Here is a 15,443-nt window from a genome sequence, read left to right on the forward strand (position 1 = left end):
ACTCACCCGCACGGCCATTGGCCGATGCGGTCCTACTCATCAAGGTGTTATTTTCAGCAGATCAGGGCCGTCTTCCATGCCACCACGCAGCACATCCCCAGAGCACGCCTTCACCGGCTTCGTCAGCGTGCGCGGCGCCCGCGAGCACAACTTGCAGAACGTCGACGTCGACATCCCTCGCGACGCGCTGGTGGTGTTTACCGGTGTGTCCGGCTCAGGCAAATCCTCGCTGGCGTTTTCCACCGTGTATGCCGAAGCGCAGCGGCGTTATTTCGAATCAGTGGCGCCTTACGCACGGCGCCTGATCGATCAGGTCGGCGTACCCGATGTCGACGCCATTGAAGGCTTGCCGCCAGCGGTAGCCCTGCAGCAGCAACGCGGCAGCCCCAGTGCGCGCTCCTCGGTGGGCAGCGTGACCACCTTGTCGAGTTCGATCCGCATGCTCTACTCGCGCGCCGGCAGTTACCCCGACGGGCAACCAATGCTGTACGCCGAGGACTTCTCGCCGAATACGCCGCAGGGCGCTTGCCCGGAGTGCCATGGCCTGGGCCGCGTCTATGAAGTCACCGAGGCGAGCATGGTGCCCGATCCTTCTCTGACTATCCGCGAGCGTGCGGTGGCGGCCTGGCCGCTGGCCTGGGGCGGGCAGAATCAGCGCGATATCCTCGTCACCCTCGGCTACGACATCGACAAGCCATGGCGCGATCTACCGCAAGAACAGCGTGACTGGATCCTGTTCACCGAGGAAACCCCGACTGTGCCGGTGTACGCCGGGCTGACTCCCGAGCAGACCCGCACAGCGCTCAAACGCAAGCTGGAGCCGAGTTATCAAGGCACATTCAGTGGCGCCAAGCGCTATGTGCTGCACACCTTCATGCACTCGCAAAGCGCGCAGATGCGCAAGCGCGTCAGCCAGTACATGCGCCCAAGTGCATGCCCGCTGTGCGCCGGCAAACGCCTCAAGCGCGAAGCCCTGACCGTCACCTTCGCCGGCCTGGACATTGCCGAGCTGTCGCAACTGTCGTTGCAGGACCTGGCCGTGGTATTGCGCACGGTGGCCAACCCCGACTACCTGGCCAACGCAGAGCAAAGCGGCGCTACCCTCTCCCATCAGCAAACCCGCGAGGCCCGCCAGCAACGCGCAGCCAAGGGCGAGCCGGCGCACAGCGGCGGCCCGGACGTGCGCCACACGCCCAATCTGTCGCTGGAGAAACGCCTGGCCGCGCAGCGCATTGCCGCCGAACTGCTGGAACGGATCAACACCTTGATCGACCTTGGCCTGGGTTATCTGGCACTCGAGCGCAGCACGCCCACGCTGTCGTCCGGCGAGCTGCAGCGGCTGCGCCTGGCCACTCAGCTCAACTCGCAACTGTTCGGCGTGATCTATGTACTCGACGAACCCTCGGCCGGCTTGCACCCGGCCGATAGCGAGGCGCTGTACGCGGCCCTGCAACGGCTGAAAAGCAGCGGCAATTCAGTGTTTGTGGTTGAGCACGACCTGGACACCATGCGCCGCGCCGACTGGCTGATCGATGTGGGCCCAGCCGCCGGCGAGCACGGCGGGCAGATTCTCTACAGCGGCCCGCCAGCGGGCCTGGCCGAGATCGAGCAGTCGTGTACCCGCGCGTATCTGTTCGCCGAGGCCGGGCCGCAACATCAGCAACCAAGGGCCCCCCAGGGTTGGCTGGCACTGGAGGGTGTAACCCGCAACAACCTGCAGGACCTCAGTGCGCAGTTCCCGCTGGGCTGCTTCACGGCGGTTACCGGGATCTCCGGCTCGGGCAAGTCCAGCCTGGTCAGCCAGGCGCTGCTGGAACTGGTCAGCGCTCACCTAGGCCAGCCGGAGCAAGCCGCAGAGCCTGACGAACAGAGCCTGGAAGACGAGCCTGAGCATGCCAGCAGCGGCCGCATAGTCGCCGGTCTGGAGGCGATCAAGCGGCTGGTCAAGGTCGACCAGAAGCCGATCGGGCGTACCCCGCGCTCCAACCTGGCCACCTACACCGGGCTGTTCGATCACGTCCGCAAACTGTTTGCCGCTACCGAACAGGCCAAGGCGCAGGGCTTCGACGCCGGACGTTTCTCGTTCAACGTTGCCAAGGGCCGTTGTGAAACCTGCGAAGGCGAAGGTTTTGTCAGCGTCGAGTTGCTGTTCATGCCCAGCGTCTACGCGCCCTGCCCGACCTGCCACGGCGCCCGCTACAACCCGGCAACGCTGGCAGTGACCTGGCAGGACATGAGCATTGCCGATGTGCTCGGCATGACCGTCGAACAAGCGCTGCAGGTGTTTGCCGAACAGCCGCCCGTGCGGCGCAGCTTGCAGGTGCTGGCCGATATTGGCCTGGGTTATCTGCGCCTTGGCCAACCGGCTACCGAGCTGTCCGGCGGCGAAGCGCAACGGATCAAGCTGGCCACCGAGCTGCAACGCAGCGCGCGCGGCGCCACCCTGTATGTGCTGGATGAGCCCACCAACGGCCTGCACCCGCAGGACGTCGACCGCCTGCTGCTGCAACTGAACCGGCTGGTCGACGGCGGGCACACGGTGGTGGTGGTCGAGCATGACATGCGTGTGGTGGCGCAAAGCGACTGGGTCATCGACATCGGCCCTGGCGCCGGCACTGCGGGTGGCCAGGTCGTCGCCAGCGGCGCGCCCGCCGAGGTCGCCCGCTGCAAGCAAAGCCGGACGGCGCCATTTCTGCAAAGTGTGCTGTGCTCAACTACCCAGTAGCGTTTGCAGTTCAAGGGCATCGCCCAAGGCTGCATCGCCTGCCGTGTTGTCAAAAATGCACCAGGTCGCCGAGCCGGACTCGGCGCGGGCCAGCAACTGCGGCCCCAGCGCCTGCAGCCAGGTGCTGGGGTAATCGCTGAAATAGGTACGCGGTGAGCCATGCAGGCGCCAGTACGCAAGGCCTGGCCAGCCACGCGGCTGCGCGTCCAGGGCAAAGCGCGCCGGGTCTGCGCCCACCAGTGCCACCTGCAACTGCTCCATCAGCGCTCCGGCCTCGGCCCAGCTGGGGTGGCGCGCTTCCAATGCCACAGGCCCTGGATACACCTCGCGCACATCAGCCATGAAACGCTCCACTAGCAGCGGCTCGAAAGCCAACGACGGCGGCAGTTGCACCAGCACGCAACCCAGCGCTGACCCGAGCGCCGTGCACTGTGCAAAGAACTCAGCCAAAGCTTGCGCGCAATCGACCAGACGCCGTTCATGGCTGATGGCACGCGGCAGCTTGACCGAGAAGCGAAACCCCGGCGGCACCGCACCTGCCCAGCGCGCATACGTGGCTGGGCGATGCGGTCGATAGAACGAACTGTTGATCTCTACCGCCGTGAGCTGGCGGGCGTAGCGCTGCAGATGGCTGCCCTCGCCTGCCAGCTGTGCAGCGTAAGTACGTGAGATGCTCCAGCCGGCACAACCCAGATAAATCATCAGCCCCTCCCTGCTTGACTTGCCCGTCAGCCAGTGGATTTGCAGAACGGGGTCGAGGTTCAGCCGGCATCACCCGTTGTCAGCGGATTACCTCTAGGAAAAAGTTGCCGAATAAGCCAGCACTTCTATATTCACTTAACCCTGCCTCATGCGATGGCGACCATGGCCAGCACCGCCCAGCTGATCATTTGCGAGCACTGCGACTGCGTTTATCAGCAGGTTGTGCTCGGCAAACATCAAAAGTCCTTGTGTGTGCGCTGCGCCGGCGTGCTGGAGCGCTACAACGGCCTGACGGTGGAACAACGCCTGGCGCTGACCATCACCGCAGCCATGCTGTGGCTGTTCGCCAACTTCTATCCGATCATGACCATCAGCCTGCAGGGCCTGAAAAACAGCGCCACCTTGTGGGATTCAGTACTGGCGCTGAGCCAGGGACCCATCACCTTCATTGCCATGGTCGCAGCCATCGCCATCATCATCGCGCCGGCGTTTCAGTTGATGCTGCTGATCTGGGTGCTGGCCTTTGCCCTCAGCCAGCGCCGCGCGCCGGCGTTCAAACTGTGCATGCGCTGGCTGGAAACCCTGCGCCCGTGGAGCATGCTCGAAGTCTGCCTGCTCGGCGCCATGGTCGCGGTGTTCAAGCTGGCCGGGATGCTGGCGGTGCTGCCCGGTATCGGCCTGTTCGCCCTCGCCGCGCTGAGCCTGCTGCTGATCCGCATCGCTGGTCGCGATATCCGCGAACTGTGGGCGCTGCCGTGAACCGCACTGTCAGCAATCGCCCACCGACGGCCGCCGAGCTCAACCTGTGCCTGTGTCACAGCTGCGGCCTGGCCTGCGACATGCGCGACGAGCCACACAGTTGCCCGCGCTGCGACGCACCACTGCACCGGCGCAAGGTCAACTCGCTGGCCCGCACCTGGGCGTTCATGCTGGCTGCGCTGGTGTTCTACATCCCGGCCAACCTGCTGCCGGTGATGAAGACGACCATGCTCGGCGACGGTGCCGACAGCACCATCATGAGCGGCGTGCTGGAGTTCTGGGCGCACGGCGCGTGGGACATCGCGCTGATCATCTTCATCGCCAGCATCGCGGTGCCGGGGGTCAAGTTCGTCGCGCTGTCGCTGCTGCTGATCACCGTCCAACGGCGCAGCCGGTGGGCGTGCCGCGAGCGTTCGCAGTTGTACCGGTTTGTCGAGTTGATCGGCTACTGGTCGATGCTCGACGTGCTGGTAGTGGCGCTGGTTGCAGCGCTGGTCAAGTTCCAGGCGCTGGGCGATATCGAGCCGCGCGTGGGGATTCTGTTCTTTGGCCTGGTGGTGGTGTTCACCATGCTCGCGGCGATGAGCTTTGACCCGCGTCTGATCTGGCAAGCAGGACCTGAGGAGGCCATGGATGAAGTCGCCCGCCACTGAAGCACCGGCAGAACCGGGACCGCCACCGATCAAGACGCGCCGTTTCAGCGTGTCACTGGTGTGGCTGGTCCCGCTGGTGGCGGTACTGGTCGGCCTGTCGTTGGTGATTCACAGCAAACTGCAGGAAGGCCCGACCATCACCCTCAACTTCAAGACCGGCAGTGGCCTGGTGGCGAACAAGACCGAGGTCAAATACCGCAGCGTGGTCATCGGTCACGTTGCGGCGGTGGCCCTGAGCGATGATCAACGCAGCGTCAACGCCACCGTCCAGCTGGACAAGCAAGCCGAGGGCTTCACCCGCGAAGACTCGCAGTTCTGGGTGGTACGCCCGCGCATTGGCGCCGGCGGCGTGTCCGGTATCGATACGCTCCTGTCGGGTGACTATATCGGCGCCGACATCGGCCAGGCCGAGGGCCGCGCCAAGCGCTTCAAGGGCCTGGAAAACCCGCCGCCGATCACCTACGGCGAACCCGGCAAGCGCTTCACCCTGCACACCCAGGACCTCGGCTCGCTGGATATTGGCTCGCCGGTGTACTACCGCAAGATCCCGGTCGGCCAGGTAGTCGCCTACGCGCTGGATGCCGACGGCAAAGGCGTCAATATCGAAGTGTTCATCCACGCCCCCAACGACGCCTATGTCACCGACAACACGCGCTTCTGGAACGCCAGCGGCATCGACGTCAACGTCGGCGCCAACGGCGTGGCGATCAAGACTGAATCGCTGTCGACCCTGCTGGTTGGCGGCATCGCCTTCCGCGCACCGGAGTACAGCCCCAACGATAGCGCCGCCGCCGAAGACCGCACCTATGAGCTGTTCGATGATCAGCAAACCGCGCTGGCCCCGCCGAGCGGCAAAGCCCAGTACCTGACATTGCGTTTCGACCAGGCCATGCGCGGCCTCAAAGTGGGCGCGCCGGTGGAGTTTCTCGGTATCGAGATCGGCCGAGTGGTCTCGGTCAATCTGGACTTTGATGAAGTGCAACGCAGCTTCCCGATCAACGTCGGCATCGTGGTGTATGCGCAGCGATTGGGCCAGGCGCACCAGAAAATGCTCAAAGCGCTCAAGCATGATCCGGATGACATGACCGCCACCGCCCAGGTGTTCAGTTCGTTCGTTGCCAACGGCCTGCGCGCGCAGGCACGCAATGGCAACCTGCTGACCGGTCAGCTATACATCGCCCTGGACTTCTTCCCCAAGGCGCCCAAGGTCGCCTTCGACCTGAACGCCAGGCCAATTGCGATCCCGACCCTGCCCGGCAGCCTGGAAATCCTCCAGGAGCAACTCCAGGCGATGCTGGAAAAAATCAACAAGCTGCCGGTCGAGCGCATCGCCGGCAACCTTGACGGCAACCTGGTCGAGCTGCGCAAAGGCCTGATGCAGTTCAACAGCCGCACCCTGCCGGGGGTGCAGAGCACCCTGGCGGATGTCAGCAAGACCTTGCAGTCGGCCAGCGCCACCCTCGCTGAAGACTCGCCGCAGCGTGAGAAGCTCAGTGAGACCCTCGACGAACTCGGGCGCATGTCGCGCTCGTTGCGCGATCTGTCCGATTACCTGGGGCGTAACCCAGAGGCGTTGATCCGTGGTCGACCAAGCAATGCGCCACCAATCGACCTACAAGGCCCGCCGCGCAACTGACCCGGAGCGATAGCCATGACTTCACCCTGCAAGCTCATGCTGCTCGTCACGCTGGCGCTGATGGCAGCGTGTCGCAGCGAGCCGATCCAGTTTCACACGCTGATGCCAACCCAGGTCAGCCGCTCCCCGGCCGGCAGCGAGATCGCCATCGAAAGCGTCAGCGTGCCCGCGCAGGTCGACCGTGCCCAGATCGTGGTCCGCCAAGGTGCCAGCGGGCTGGCCATTCTGGAAACGCAATGGTGGGGCGCCAGCCTGGCCGATGAGCTGCGCAGCGCCTTGGCCGAGCAACTAAGCAGTGGCGTGCCTGGCCAGCAACGCTCGGTAAGAATCATTGTGCAGCGCTTTGATTCCGTGCCCGGCCAATACGCGCTGCTGGATACCAAGTGGCGCCTGCGGGTCGCCGCAGGCGCCAGCCTGGATTGTCGCAGTGTGGTGCAAAGCCCGGCCGGCGCATCAATCGATGCAGTGGTTACGGCCCATCAGCGCAACCTGATGCGGCTGGCCTCGCTGATCAACCAGACCGCGCGCAATCCGCAAGCAGGCTGCGCGGCCAGCCCAAGCCTAGGCCCGGGCGTCTGACTACTCGGTAGGCGATTCGGTATTCACATAGGGCGGCACTTCGGCGAGGGCCAACGCGCGACGCTGCTCACGCTGCGGCAGGCGCCTGGCCGGCAGCGGCTCGAGCATCTGCGCCTGGCCGGTGATCAACGCCCGCTCGATTGCCATGATCACGCGGACATCGCGCCATCCCTCCTCCGCGTCTGGCTCCGGCGCCTGGTCGTTGAGGATGCAATCAGAAAAGTACGCCGTCTCGCCAGCAAACTGATCCACCACTGGATGCACATGCACGCGGGTGGTGTCGTCGAGGGTTGCGCGGTAGCTGATCGCGACATCTTCACCATAGCCATAGCAAGGCGAGGCTTCGATTTCGCCCCCGCTACCAAGCAACTGGAAACGCTCCGAGTCGGGTAGGCAGTAGCTGACGGTAAATTGCGCCAGGCGCTCGTCAGGAAAACGCAGCGACACGCTGACAGTGTCCCAGGTGTCGATCCGACTGCCTGGAGAATGGCTGCCCTGCGCACTGACCTCGATCGGCTCGGCATTGAACAGCTGGCGCACCATGTTCAGCGGGTATGGGCCCATGTCAGCTACCGGGCCTGCGGCAAAGCCGCTGTGGGCACGGTGATTGCTCGGCTTGACGGTCTGGGTGAAGATCGAGGTGAACAACCGTGGTTGGCCAAACTCGCCGCTATTCACACGCTCGATCATCTCCAGCGTGCCTGGCTCACAATGCAAACGGTAGGCGACCATCAATTTAGTGCCTGTGCGTTGCGCCACATCGCGGATGGCCACGCAGTCGTCATCGCTGGCCGCCATGGGCTTTTCCAACAGCACATGAATGCCGGCTTCCAGCGCCGGGATGACGAACTCGCGATGGCGGTAGTTGGGCGTGGCAATGTAAACCGCATCTATTTCACCTGAGGCGAGCAGTGCTGCGTAATCGGTGTAGGCCCACGCCTTGAGCTGATAGCGGCTGGCCAGCTGACGGGCCTTCTCAGGGTCGCCAGTCACCAGTGCAGCGAGCGCCGAATTGTCGGTCTGGCCGACCCCAGGCATGAATGCACCCTGTGAGATCGAACCGCCGCCAACCACTGCGTAGCGGATTTTGCCATCTGAACTGGGCATTGCTGTCTCCTTGCGGGAATTATTCACTAGCTAGGAAGTGGGCAAGCAAGCCGGGGCGCGAGTTCGATTTTTTTCTTTGTGGTTCTCACCAGGCGCGTACAAGTAATGCACCGCAATCAGCTTGTGCTGTAGTCGTATTTTGTTACCTGCAGGCCAGTGATTTTGTCTGGACTCCCCCCGGCGACCTCTCTAGGCTACGGCCTCCGTCAAGATAGGGTCCCACCTGTGAAGCAGTCCTCCGGCACATTAAAGTCCGCCCTCTGGGGCTTGCTGCTGGCTACCAGCCTGTGCGCGCACGCCGGCCGCGCGGCACCAACGCTGGTTTATTCGTGGCCGGTCAATGCGGGCCCGCTCGACCCGCGCGGCTACGCACCCGACCAGATGTACGCACAGGCCATGGTCTACGAGCCGCTGGTGCGCTACACCGCAGCCGGCACGGTCGAACCCTGGCTGGCCAGTAGCTGGCACGTCAGCGACGACGGCAAGACTTACACCTTCACCCTGCGCGACGGCGTGCGCTTCAGTGACGGCACGCCGTTCGATGCGGCTGCCGCCAAGGCCAATCTGGATGCGGTGCTGGCCAACAGCAAACGCCATCGCTGGCTGGAGTTGGTCACTACGCTGGAGCGGGTCGAAGCGCCCGACCGGCGGACCCTGCAACTGTTCCTCAAACACCCCTACTACCCGACCCTGATGGAACTGGCCCAGGTACGCCCACTGCGCTTCGGTGCGCCGCTGGCCAAACCTGGCGAGCCAGTCGGCACCGGTCCTTGGCAGCGGGTCGAGAGCCGCCTGGGCGAATTTGATCGGTTCACCCGCAACCCGTATTACTGGGGCGCGCAACCCGCCTACGGCGAGGTGCTGGTCAAAGTCATCCCCGACCCCAACAGCCGCGCGCTGGCTCTGCAGACGGGGCAGATCGACCTGATCCAGGGCGCTGCCGGCGAGATCACCGCCAGTACTTTTGTGCGTCTGCGCGATCAGGGCTTTGCCAGTGCACTGTCAGCACCGTTGGCGACTCGCAGCCTGGCGATCAATACTGGCAGAGGCGCAACCCGCGACCTGGCGGTGCGCAGGGCGATCAACCATGGCCTGAACAAACAGGCGATCATCGACAATATTCTGTATGGCCTGGAGCCCCGCGCCGACACACTGTTCGCGCCCAACCTGCCTTATGCCGACCTCGGCCTTGCGCCGTATGCCTACGACCCTGCCCTCGCCGCCCGCGAACTGGATGCTGCAGGCTGGCAACTGGTGCCCGGGGCAAGCGTGCGCAGCAAGGGTGGCGAGCCACTGGCAGTCGAACTGGTGTTCCTCGGCACCAGCGCTCTGCAAAAGAGCCTCGCCGAAGTGTTCCAGGGCGAGCTGGCCAAGCTTGGCATGCAGATTACCCTGCGCGCTGTTGAGGAAGGTGCGCTGGTGAGCCGCCAGCGCGAAGGCGACTTCGGCATGATCTTCGCTGACACCTGGGGCGCGCCCTACGATCCACACTCGTTCGTCAGCTCGATGCGCTACCCCGGCCATGCCGACTACATGGCCCAACGTGGCTTGGCGATCAAGGACCAACTCGACCAGCGCATCACCAAGGTACTCGCCAGCACCGACCCACAGCAACGCGCCGAGCAGTACCGTTTCATCCTCACCACCCTGCACGAGCAGGCGGTGTATGTGCCGATCTCCTACCTGACTGCGATCAGCCTGCGCCGCGACGTGGTCGACCACGTGCAGTTCGGCAGCACCCTGTTCGATGTGCCGTTCGAAGCCATGACTCCCAGCCAGGAACATTGACCGATGCTGCGCTATATCCTGTTGCGCCTACTGTTGCTGGTACCGGTCATGCTGGCCGTGTCGTTGCTGGTATTTGTCTTGCTGCATCTGGGCAGTACCGACCCTGCGCTGGACTACCTGCGCCTGTCGCATATCCCGCCCACCGACGCGGCAGTCACTGAAGTGCGCCAGGCGCTGGGGCTGGATCTGCCCCTGTACCAGCAATACTGGATCTGGCTGTGCAAGGCGCTGCAGCTGGATTTCGGTATCTCTTACCTGACCGGTCGGCCGGTGCTTGACGATCTGCTCTATTACCTGCCGGCGACTTTGCAATTAGGCGGCCTGGCGCTGGCCTGCACCCTGCTCTTCGCAGTGCCGCTGGGCCTGCTGGCGGCGCGTTGGCAGGGGCGCTGGCCAGATCACGCAGTGCGCGCAGTGACCTTCATCGGCGTGTCGATGCCAAACTTCTGGCTGGCGTTTTTGCTGATTGCGCTGTTCTCGCTGTGGCTGGGCTGGCTGCCGGCGCTGGGCCGCGGCAGCCCCGGCCAGCTGGTGATGCCAGTACTGGCGATCGCGCTGATGTCGATGTCGATCAACGCCCGCCTGCTGCGTGCAAGCCTGCTTGAAGCCAGCGGCCAACGGCATGTCACCTACGCCCGTGCCCGGGGTTTGCCCGAGCGGCGGGTGTGGCGCGGGCACATCCTGCGCAATGCCTGGCTGCCACTGGTGACCGCGACCGGCATGCACGTTGGCGAACTGATCGGCGGTGCGCTGGTGATCGAAACCATTTTTGCCTGGCCCGGGGTCGGCCGCTTTGCCGTATCGGCGGTGCTCAACCGGGATTTCCCGGTGATGCAGTGCTTTACCCTGCTGCTGACCGGCCTGCTGATGCTGTGCAACCTGCTGGTGGATATCTGCTATGCCTGGCTTGATCCGCGCAGCCGCCTGCAGGGGGTCGACGCATGAGCGCCTTTGCCGCGGTGCCGCACAAACCGTTGCGACTTCGCTGGAGCCTTGCGGCAGGCGCGCTGCTGGTCAGTTTGCTAGTGCTGCTGGCAGTGTTCGGCCAGTGGCTGGCACCACATGATCCGGACTTGATCGACGTCGGCCAACGCCTGCAACCGGCCAGCATGAGTCACTGGCTGGGCACCGACCACCTTGGCCGCGACCTGCTCTCGCGGCTGATTGTCGGCACCCGCTTGTCGCTGGGCAGCGTGCTGTTGACGCTGTCCCTGGTGTTGGCACTAGGTCTGCTGGTCGGCGGCGTCGCGGGGTTTGTCGGCGGCAAGCTGGACCTGCTGCTGATGCGTATTTGCGACATGTTCATGACCTTCCCCACGCTGGTGCTGGCGTTTTTTTTCGTCACCCTGCTCGGCACCGGCTTGACCAATGTCATCGTCGCCATCGCTCTCTCCCACTGGGCCTGGTACGCGCGGATGGTGCGCGGCCTGGTCATCGCCCAGCGTGGCCGCGAGTACCTGCTGGCAGCACGGCTGGCCGGCGCTTCGCGCTGGAGCCGGCTGCGCCAGCATGTAGTGCCCAACATCGCCGGGCCGCTGCTGGTGCTCGCCACTATGGATATCGGCCATATGATGCTACACGTCTCCGGGCTGTCGTTTCTCGGCCTTGGGGTGACGCCGCCAACTGCCGAGTGGGGGGTGATGATCAACGACGCCAAGGAGTTCATCTGGACCCATCCGCAACTGCTGCTGTGGCCGGGGCTTATGATCTTTTTCTCGGTGATGGCCTTCAACCTGCTCGGCGACGCCCTGCGCGACCGCCTCGACCCTGCTCAGGAGCGCCACTAGATGCCCACCCCCACCCTCGAGTTGCGCACCCTCAACGTTGCCAGCCGGAACACGCTGCTGGTCGATCAACTCAGTCTGCAGCTGCACCGGGGCAAGGTCTGCGCGCTGGTTGGCAGCAGCGGTTCGGGCAAGTCGCTGAGCTGTCTGGGCATGCTTGATCTGCTGCCGCAGGGCCTGCTGCGTAGCGGTGGCGAGCTGTTGCTAGACGGCGTTTCGCTGGCACCTGCGCAGGTGCGCGGGCACGTTGCGAGCCTGGTTCTGCAAAACCCGCGCAGCGCATTCAACCCAGTGCGGAGCATGGCCAGTCATGCTCAGGAAACGCTCAAGCTGCGTGGCGTGCATGGCGCCGATGCCCGTCAGCAAATGATCGAATGCCTTGCCGCAGTTGGCTTGGGCGATCACCAGCGGGTGCTCGAATCGTTCGCCTTCCAGCTCAGTGGCGGCATGCTTCAGCGCATGATGATCGCCTTGGCCTTGATGGCGCAGACCCCTTATCTGCTGGCCGATGAGCCGACCAGCGACCTCGATGCACTGAGCCAGGCACGCTTCCTCGAACTGTTGATGGAGCTGGTTGAAGGACACGGGCTAGGCGTGCTGCTGGTGACTCACGACATGGGCGTGGTCGCACGCTGCGCCGACCACGTGCTGGTGATGGACGCCGGGCGCATCGTCGAACGGCAAGACACCCAAGGTCTGTTCGACGCACCCGCGAGCGCCAGCGCCCGTACACTGCTAGACGCGCACCATCTGCTGACCGGGGGTCATCCATGAGCCTGCTGCGAGTACAGCAAGTTGAACACGGTTATCGCAGTGGCGGGCTGCTCGGCAGAGGTAAGTGGCTGCAGGTGCTGGAAGGCATCGATGTACAGTTCGAGGCCGGCCAGACCACCGGCCTGCTCGGTAGCAGCGGCAGCGGCAAAAGCACTCTCGCCCGCCTGCTGCTCGGGCTTGAGCGGCCCAGCCAGGGCCAGGTCAGCTTCGCCGGGCGGGACGTCAGCCGCTTGCGTGGCGAGGCGGCGCGCGATTTTCAGCGCGCCGTCCAATTGGTGTTTCAGGACGCGCCGAGCGCGTTCAATCCACAGCGCTCGATTGGCTGGAGCATCGCTGAGCCCCTGCGTCATCTGAGCACGATCAGCCAAGCAGCCCAACGCCAGCGCGTGTTGCAGTTGCTGGAGCAACTGGGCCTGTCGGCCGAACACGCCGAGCGTTTGCCGCAACAACTCAGTGGCGGTCAATTGCAGCGGGCCAATATCGCTCGAGCTCTGGCGATTTCACCCCAGCTGGTGGTGCTCGATGAAGCCCTGTCCAATCTCGACCGGGTGTTGCAGGTGCAACTGTTGCAGCGGCTTGAGCAACTGCGCCGCGACACCGGCACCGCGTTCGTGCTGATCAGCCACGACCTGAGCCTGGTGCGCTACTTCTGCCAGCGTGTAATGGTGCTTGCGGATGGCCGCATCGTCGAGGATCGATCCGTCGATCAGGAGCTCAGTTTTCAGCACTCAGCAGGCCAGCAGTTGCAGGCAGCGATGCTGCCAAGCCGTCCTGAGCGTGCGCGTAGCGAGTTTGATCTCGCGTGAAAAAATATTTTCAACAGCCTGCATCCAAACCCGTTCCTGGCGGGTAGTACTGTCAGCAGCCCATCGCTGCCACTCGGTTACTCACCAGGAGATACACCATGAATGGCAAACGTACTCTCAGCCTGATCAGCGCTTCCCTGGCCATCGGCGGCCTGTCCCTGTTCATGCAGACCGCCCAGGCGCAAATGGGCCTGCCGGATGCAGTCAAGGTGCCGGACGGCAACAAAGTGATGATGGAAACCGTCGGCGTAGGCGAGATCACCTACGAGTGCCGCGACAAGGTAGATGCCGCCGGCCAGACCGAGTGGTTCTTCGTCGGCCCCAAAGCCGTGCTCAATGACCGCAAGGGCAAAGCAGTCGGCGACTACTTTGGCCCACCTGCAACCTGGCAGGCCAAGGATGGTTCGAAAGTCACCGGCACCCAGGTCGCCGTCTCCCCAGCCAGCAAAGGCGACATCCCCTACCAGCTGGTCAAGGCCAACCCCGCCGACGGCAAAGGCGCGATGCAGGGCGTGAGTTACATTCAGCGCACCGCGACCAAAGGCGGCGTAGCTCCCGCCAGCGCATGCACTGCCGCCAACAAGGGTGAGAAACAGGTTGTCAAATATCAGGCCGACTACATCTTCTGGTCTGCCAAGTGATCGACGTGCGCGGCAAGTGCTGACTACAAAAGTCGTCTAAGCTCTGCGACAAACCCCGGCCAGCCGGCTGGGGTCCGCACCCCTTGCCAATGGCTGAACAGAATTTGTCCTTGCCTGAAACCGCGTTTGATTATCAACGTTGCCTGCTGGCCTGCGCTGCAGGCGATCGTAGAGCCCTGCGCGAGCTGTATCAGCAGGAAAGCGCGCGTTTGCTCGGGGTCGCCCTGCGCATCGCACGCGAACCGGCGGTCGCTGAAGACATCGTCCATGACGCCTTCGTGCGCATCTGGACGCATGCCGCAAGCTTCGACCCAGACAGAGGTTCGGCACGTGGCTGGATCTACAGCGTCACCCGGCATCTGGCATTGAACTTCGTGCGTGATGGCGCCCGCCAGGTGCCTCTGGATGAGCAACACGACGAGGCGCTGCAAGCCTCTGCGCAGTGGCAGCCAGTGGACTTTACCGCGCAGGCGCATTCGGCGCGGATTTACCACTGCCTGGAGCAGTTGGAGCCGGCGCGGCGCGACTGCATCCTGCACGCCTACGTCGACGGCTGCACCCATGCAGAAATCGCCCAGCGCATGAGCACGCCGCTGGGCACGGTCAAGGCCTGGATCAAACGCAGCCTGGCAGCATTGCGGGAGTGCATGGGATGAACAACGACCAGAGCAACGCCGATGAGCTGGAGCAACTGGCCGGTGAATACGTACTGGGCACGCTCGACGCCGAGCAACGTGACGCCGTGCAACAACGCCTGGCCTATGACGGTGCCTTGCGCGCCGCTATCGATGCTTGGGAGCAACGCCTGCTGGAGTTGACTGCCCTCGCCCCGGCGCAACAACCCTCGAGGCAACTGTGGCAGCGCATTGGCCGCAGCCTGGACAACCTCGCTCCACGTGAAGCAGCCCCCGAACGCAGCGTGAACACCTCCTGGTGGAACCTGCTGCCGCTGTGGCGTGGCCTGGCAGGTGCTGGCCTGGCGGCATGTCTGGTGATGGCCGTGGCGCTGTCGAGCCAGACTGTCACGCCGCCGCAGACCTCCTATCTGGTCGTGCTGGTCGCCCCGCAAGACCGCGCCCCGGGCTGGGTGATTCAGGCCAGCAGTCCGCGTGAGGTCGAGCTGATTCCACTCGGCCAAGTCACTGTGCCGGCCGACAAAACCCTGCAGTTCTGGACCAAGGGTGATGACTGGCAAGGGCCGGTCTCGCTAGGTCTGGTCCAGCCAGGGGAGAAGATTTCGGTGCCGCTGGACAAACTGCCGCCGCTTGAAGCGAACCAGTTGTTCGAACTGACACTGGAGAATGCCGGCGGATCGAAGACTGGCAAGCCGACTGGGCCGATTCAGTTTATTGGCCGGGCGGTAAAAGTCATCTGATTGTCGGCATGGAGCCTGTGGCTTCGAGGTTGAGCACGCATGAGCTATGTGGACAAAGCTGTCCAAAAGCCCTCATGCTCACGGCTTCAAGTTCACGACCGAGCAAGGAAGCCA

General features: G+C 63.9%; 15 protein-coding genes. 13 read left to right on the forward strand and 2 right to left on the reverse strand.

Annotated features, from left to right (window positions below; genetic code table 11):
* Positions 1-76: 76 nt before the first annotated feature.
* A complete protein-coding gene (locus K3F44_RS08345) occupies positions 77-2,725 on the forward strand; it encodes an excinuclease ABC subunit UvrA (RefSeq protein ID WP_220633761.1) in 2,649 nt (882 codons plus the stop codon).
* Here K3F44_RS08345 and K3F44_RS08350 read toward each other — a convergent pair.
* Complete coding sequence (locus K3F44_RS08350) at positions 2,711-3,427, reverse strand: DUF72 domain-containing protein (protein ID WP_220633762.1); 717 nt, start codon at positions 3,425-3,427, stop codon at positions 2,711-2,713. The two genes, K3F44_RS08345 and K3F44_RS08350, sit on opposite strands and share 15 nt — an antisense overlap.
* A 162-nt stretch (positions 3,428-3,589) precedes the next feature.
* Between K3F44_RS08350 and K3F44_RS08355 the strand changes: the two genes are divergently transcribed.
* Genes K3F44_RS08355 through K3F44_RS08370 form a run of 4 tightly spaced genes read left to right on the forward strand, consistent with a single transcriptional unit; the run spans position 3,590 to position 7,054 of the window.
* Positions 3,590-4,186: a paraquat-inducible protein A gene (locus K3F44_RS08355; RefSeq protein ID WP_101320028.1), complete on the forward strand. Its 597-nt coding sequence runs from the start codon at positions 3,590-3,592 to the stop codon at positions 4,184-4,186.
* Entirely contained in the window at positions 4,183-4,839 is a 657-nt protein-coding gene (locus K3F44_RS08360) for a paraquat-inducible protein A (protein WP_220633763.1), read from the forward strand. The genes K3F44_RS08355 and K3F44_RS08360 overlap by 4 nt, the downstream gene beginning before the upstream one ends.
* Complete coding sequence (locus K3F44_RS08365) at positions 4,820-6,475, forward strand: intermembrane transport protein PqiB (protein WP_220633764.1); 1,656 nt, start codon at positions 4,820-4,822, stop codon at positions 6,473-6,475. The genes K3F44_RS08360 and K3F44_RS08365 overlap by 20 nt, the downstream gene beginning before the upstream one ends.
* A 15-nt stretch (positions 6,476-6,490) precedes the next feature.
* Positions 6,491-7,054 (forward strand): membrane integrity-associated transporter subunit PqiC, encoded by a 564-nt coding sequence (locus tag K3F44_RS08370; RefSeq protein ID WP_220633765.1) that lies wholly within the window; start codon positions 6,491-6,493, stop codon positions 7,052-7,054.
* Here the strand turns inward: K3F44_RS08370 and K3F44_RS08375 are convergent, their stop codons facing one another.
* Positions 7,055-8,161 (reverse strand): Gfo/Idh/MocA family protein, encoded by a 1,107-nt coding sequence (locus tag K3F44_RS08375; protein WP_150569046.1) that lies wholly within the window; start codon positions 8,159-8,161, stop codon positions 7,055-7,057.
* A gap of 225 nt (positions 8,162-8,386) precedes the next feature.
* On the opposite strand from K3F44_RS08375, the gene nikA reads away from it, so the two are divergent.
* The 8 genes from nikA (at position 8,387) to K3F44_RS08415 (ending at position 15,329) form a co-directional block, all read left to right on the forward strand.
* Positions 8,387-9,949, forward strand: a complete 1,563-nt coding sequence (gene nikA, locus K3F44_RS08380; RefSeq protein WP_220633766.1) for a nickel ABC transporter substrate-binding protein — start codon at positions 8,387-8,389, stop codon at positions 9,947-9,949.
* A 3-nt stretch (positions 9,950-9,952) separates the two neighbouring features.
* On the forward strand, positions 9,953-10,894 hold the full coding sequence (gene nikB, locus K3F44_RS08385) for a nickel ABC transporter permease subunit NikB (RefSeq protein ID WP_220633767.1): 942 nt from the start codon (positions 9,953-9,955) through the stop codon (positions 10,892-10,894).
* The gene (gene nikC / locus K3F44_RS08390; RefSeq protein WP_220633768.1) at positions 10,891-11,736 is read left to right on the forward strand and encodes a nickel ABC transporter permease subunit NikC; all 846 of its coding nucleotides are present in this window, start codon (positions 10,891-10,893) and stop codon (positions 11,734-11,736) included. The genes nikB and nikC overlap by 4 nt, the downstream gene beginning before the upstream one ends.
* Complete coding sequence (locus K3F44_RS08395; protein ID WP_220633769.1) at positions 11,737-12,507, forward strand: ATP-binding cassette domain-containing protein; 771 nt, start codon at positions 11,737-11,739, stop codon at positions 12,505-12,507. It abuts the gene before it with no gap.
* Complete coding sequence (nikE, locus tag K3F44_RS08400) at positions 12,504-13,313, forward strand: nickel import ATP-binding protein NikE (protein ID WP_150569042.1); 810 nt, start codon at positions 12,504-12,506, stop codon at positions 13,311-13,313. Before K3F44_RS08395 ends, nikE begins: the two co-directional genes overlap by 4 nt.
* Before the next feature lie 98 nt (positions 13,314-13,411).
* Positions 13,412-13,954, forward strand: a complete 543-nt coding sequence (locus tag K3F44_RS08405; RefSeq protein WP_181089267.1) for a DUF3455 domain-containing protein — start codon at positions 13,412-13,414, stop codon at positions 13,952-13,954.
* Positions 13,955-14,064: 110 nt separating this feature from the next.
* Positions 14,065-14,610, forward strand: coding sequence for a sigma-70 family RNA polymerase sigma factor (locus tag K3F44_RS08410; protein WP_259407045.1), 546 nt, complete (start codon positions 14,065-14,067; stop codon positions 14,608-14,610).
* Entirely contained in the window at positions 14,607-15,329 is a 723-nt protein-coding gene (locus K3F44_RS08415; protein ID WP_188036136.1) for an anti-sigma factor domain-containing protein, read from the forward strand. The genes K3F44_RS08410 and K3F44_RS08415 overlap by 4 nt, the downstream gene beginning before the upstream one ends.
* Positions 15,330-15,443 lie beyond the last annotated feature (114 nt).

The sequence above is a fragment of the Pseudomonas sp. S07E 245 genome, from assembly GCF_019599025.1.
Taxonomy (GTDB): domain Bacteria; phylum Pseudomonadota; class Gammaproteobacteria; order Pseudomonadales; family Pseudomonadaceae; genus Aquipseudomonas; species Aquipseudomonas shirazensis.

Excerpts from the sequence above, each read along its gene's own strand:
- K3F44_RS08345 (WP_220633761.1), top strand. The coding sequence starts at position 77 with ATGCCACCACGCAGCACATCCCCAGAGCACGCCTTCACCGGCTTCGTC.
- nikC (WP_220633768.1), top strand. The coding sequence starts at position 10,891 with ATGAGCGCCTTTGCCGCGGTGCCGCACAAACCGTTGCGACTTCGCTGG.
- nikE (WP_150569042.1), top strand. The coding sequence starts at position 12,504 with ATGAGCCTGCTGCGAGTACAGCAAGTTGAACACGGTTATCGCAGTGGC.
- K3F44_RS08395 (WP_220633769.1), top strand. The coding sequence starts at position 11,737 with ATGCCCACCCCCACCCTCGAGTTGCGCACCCTCAACGTTGCCAGCCGG.
- K3F44_RS08355 (WP_101320028.1), top strand. The coding sequence starts at position 3,590 with ATGGCCAGCACCGCCCAGCTGATCATTTGCGAGCACTGCGACTGCGTT.
- K3F44_RS08370 (WP_220633765.1), top strand. The coding sequence starts at position 6,491 with ATGACTTCACCCTGCAAGCTCATGCTGCTCGTCACGCTGGCGCTGATG.
- K3F44_RS08375 (WP_150569046.1), bottom strand. The coding sequence starts at position 8,161 with ATGCCCAGTTCAGATGGCAAAATCCGCTACGCAGTGGTTGGCGGCGGT.
- K3F44_RS08350 (WP_220633762.1), bottom strand. The coding sequence starts at position 3,427 with ATGATTTATCTGGGTTGTGCCGGCTGGAGCATCTCACGTACTTACGCT.
- K3F44_RS08415 (WP_188036136.1), top strand. The coding sequence starts at position 14,607 with ATGAACAACGACCAGAGCAACGCCGATGAGCTGGAGCAACTGGCCGGT.
- K3F44_RS08405 (WP_181089267.1), top strand. The coding sequence starts at position 13,412 with ATGAATGGCAAACGTACTCTCAGCCTGATCAGCGCTTCCCTGGCCATC.
- K3F44_RS08365 (WP_220633764.1), top strand. The coding sequence starts at position 4,820 with ATGAAGTCGCCCGCCACTGAAGCACCGGCAGAACCGGGACCGCCACCG.
- nikB (WP_220633767.1), top strand. The coding sequence starts at position 9,953 with ATGCTGCGCTATATCCTGTTGCGCCTACTGTTGCTGGTACCGGTCATG.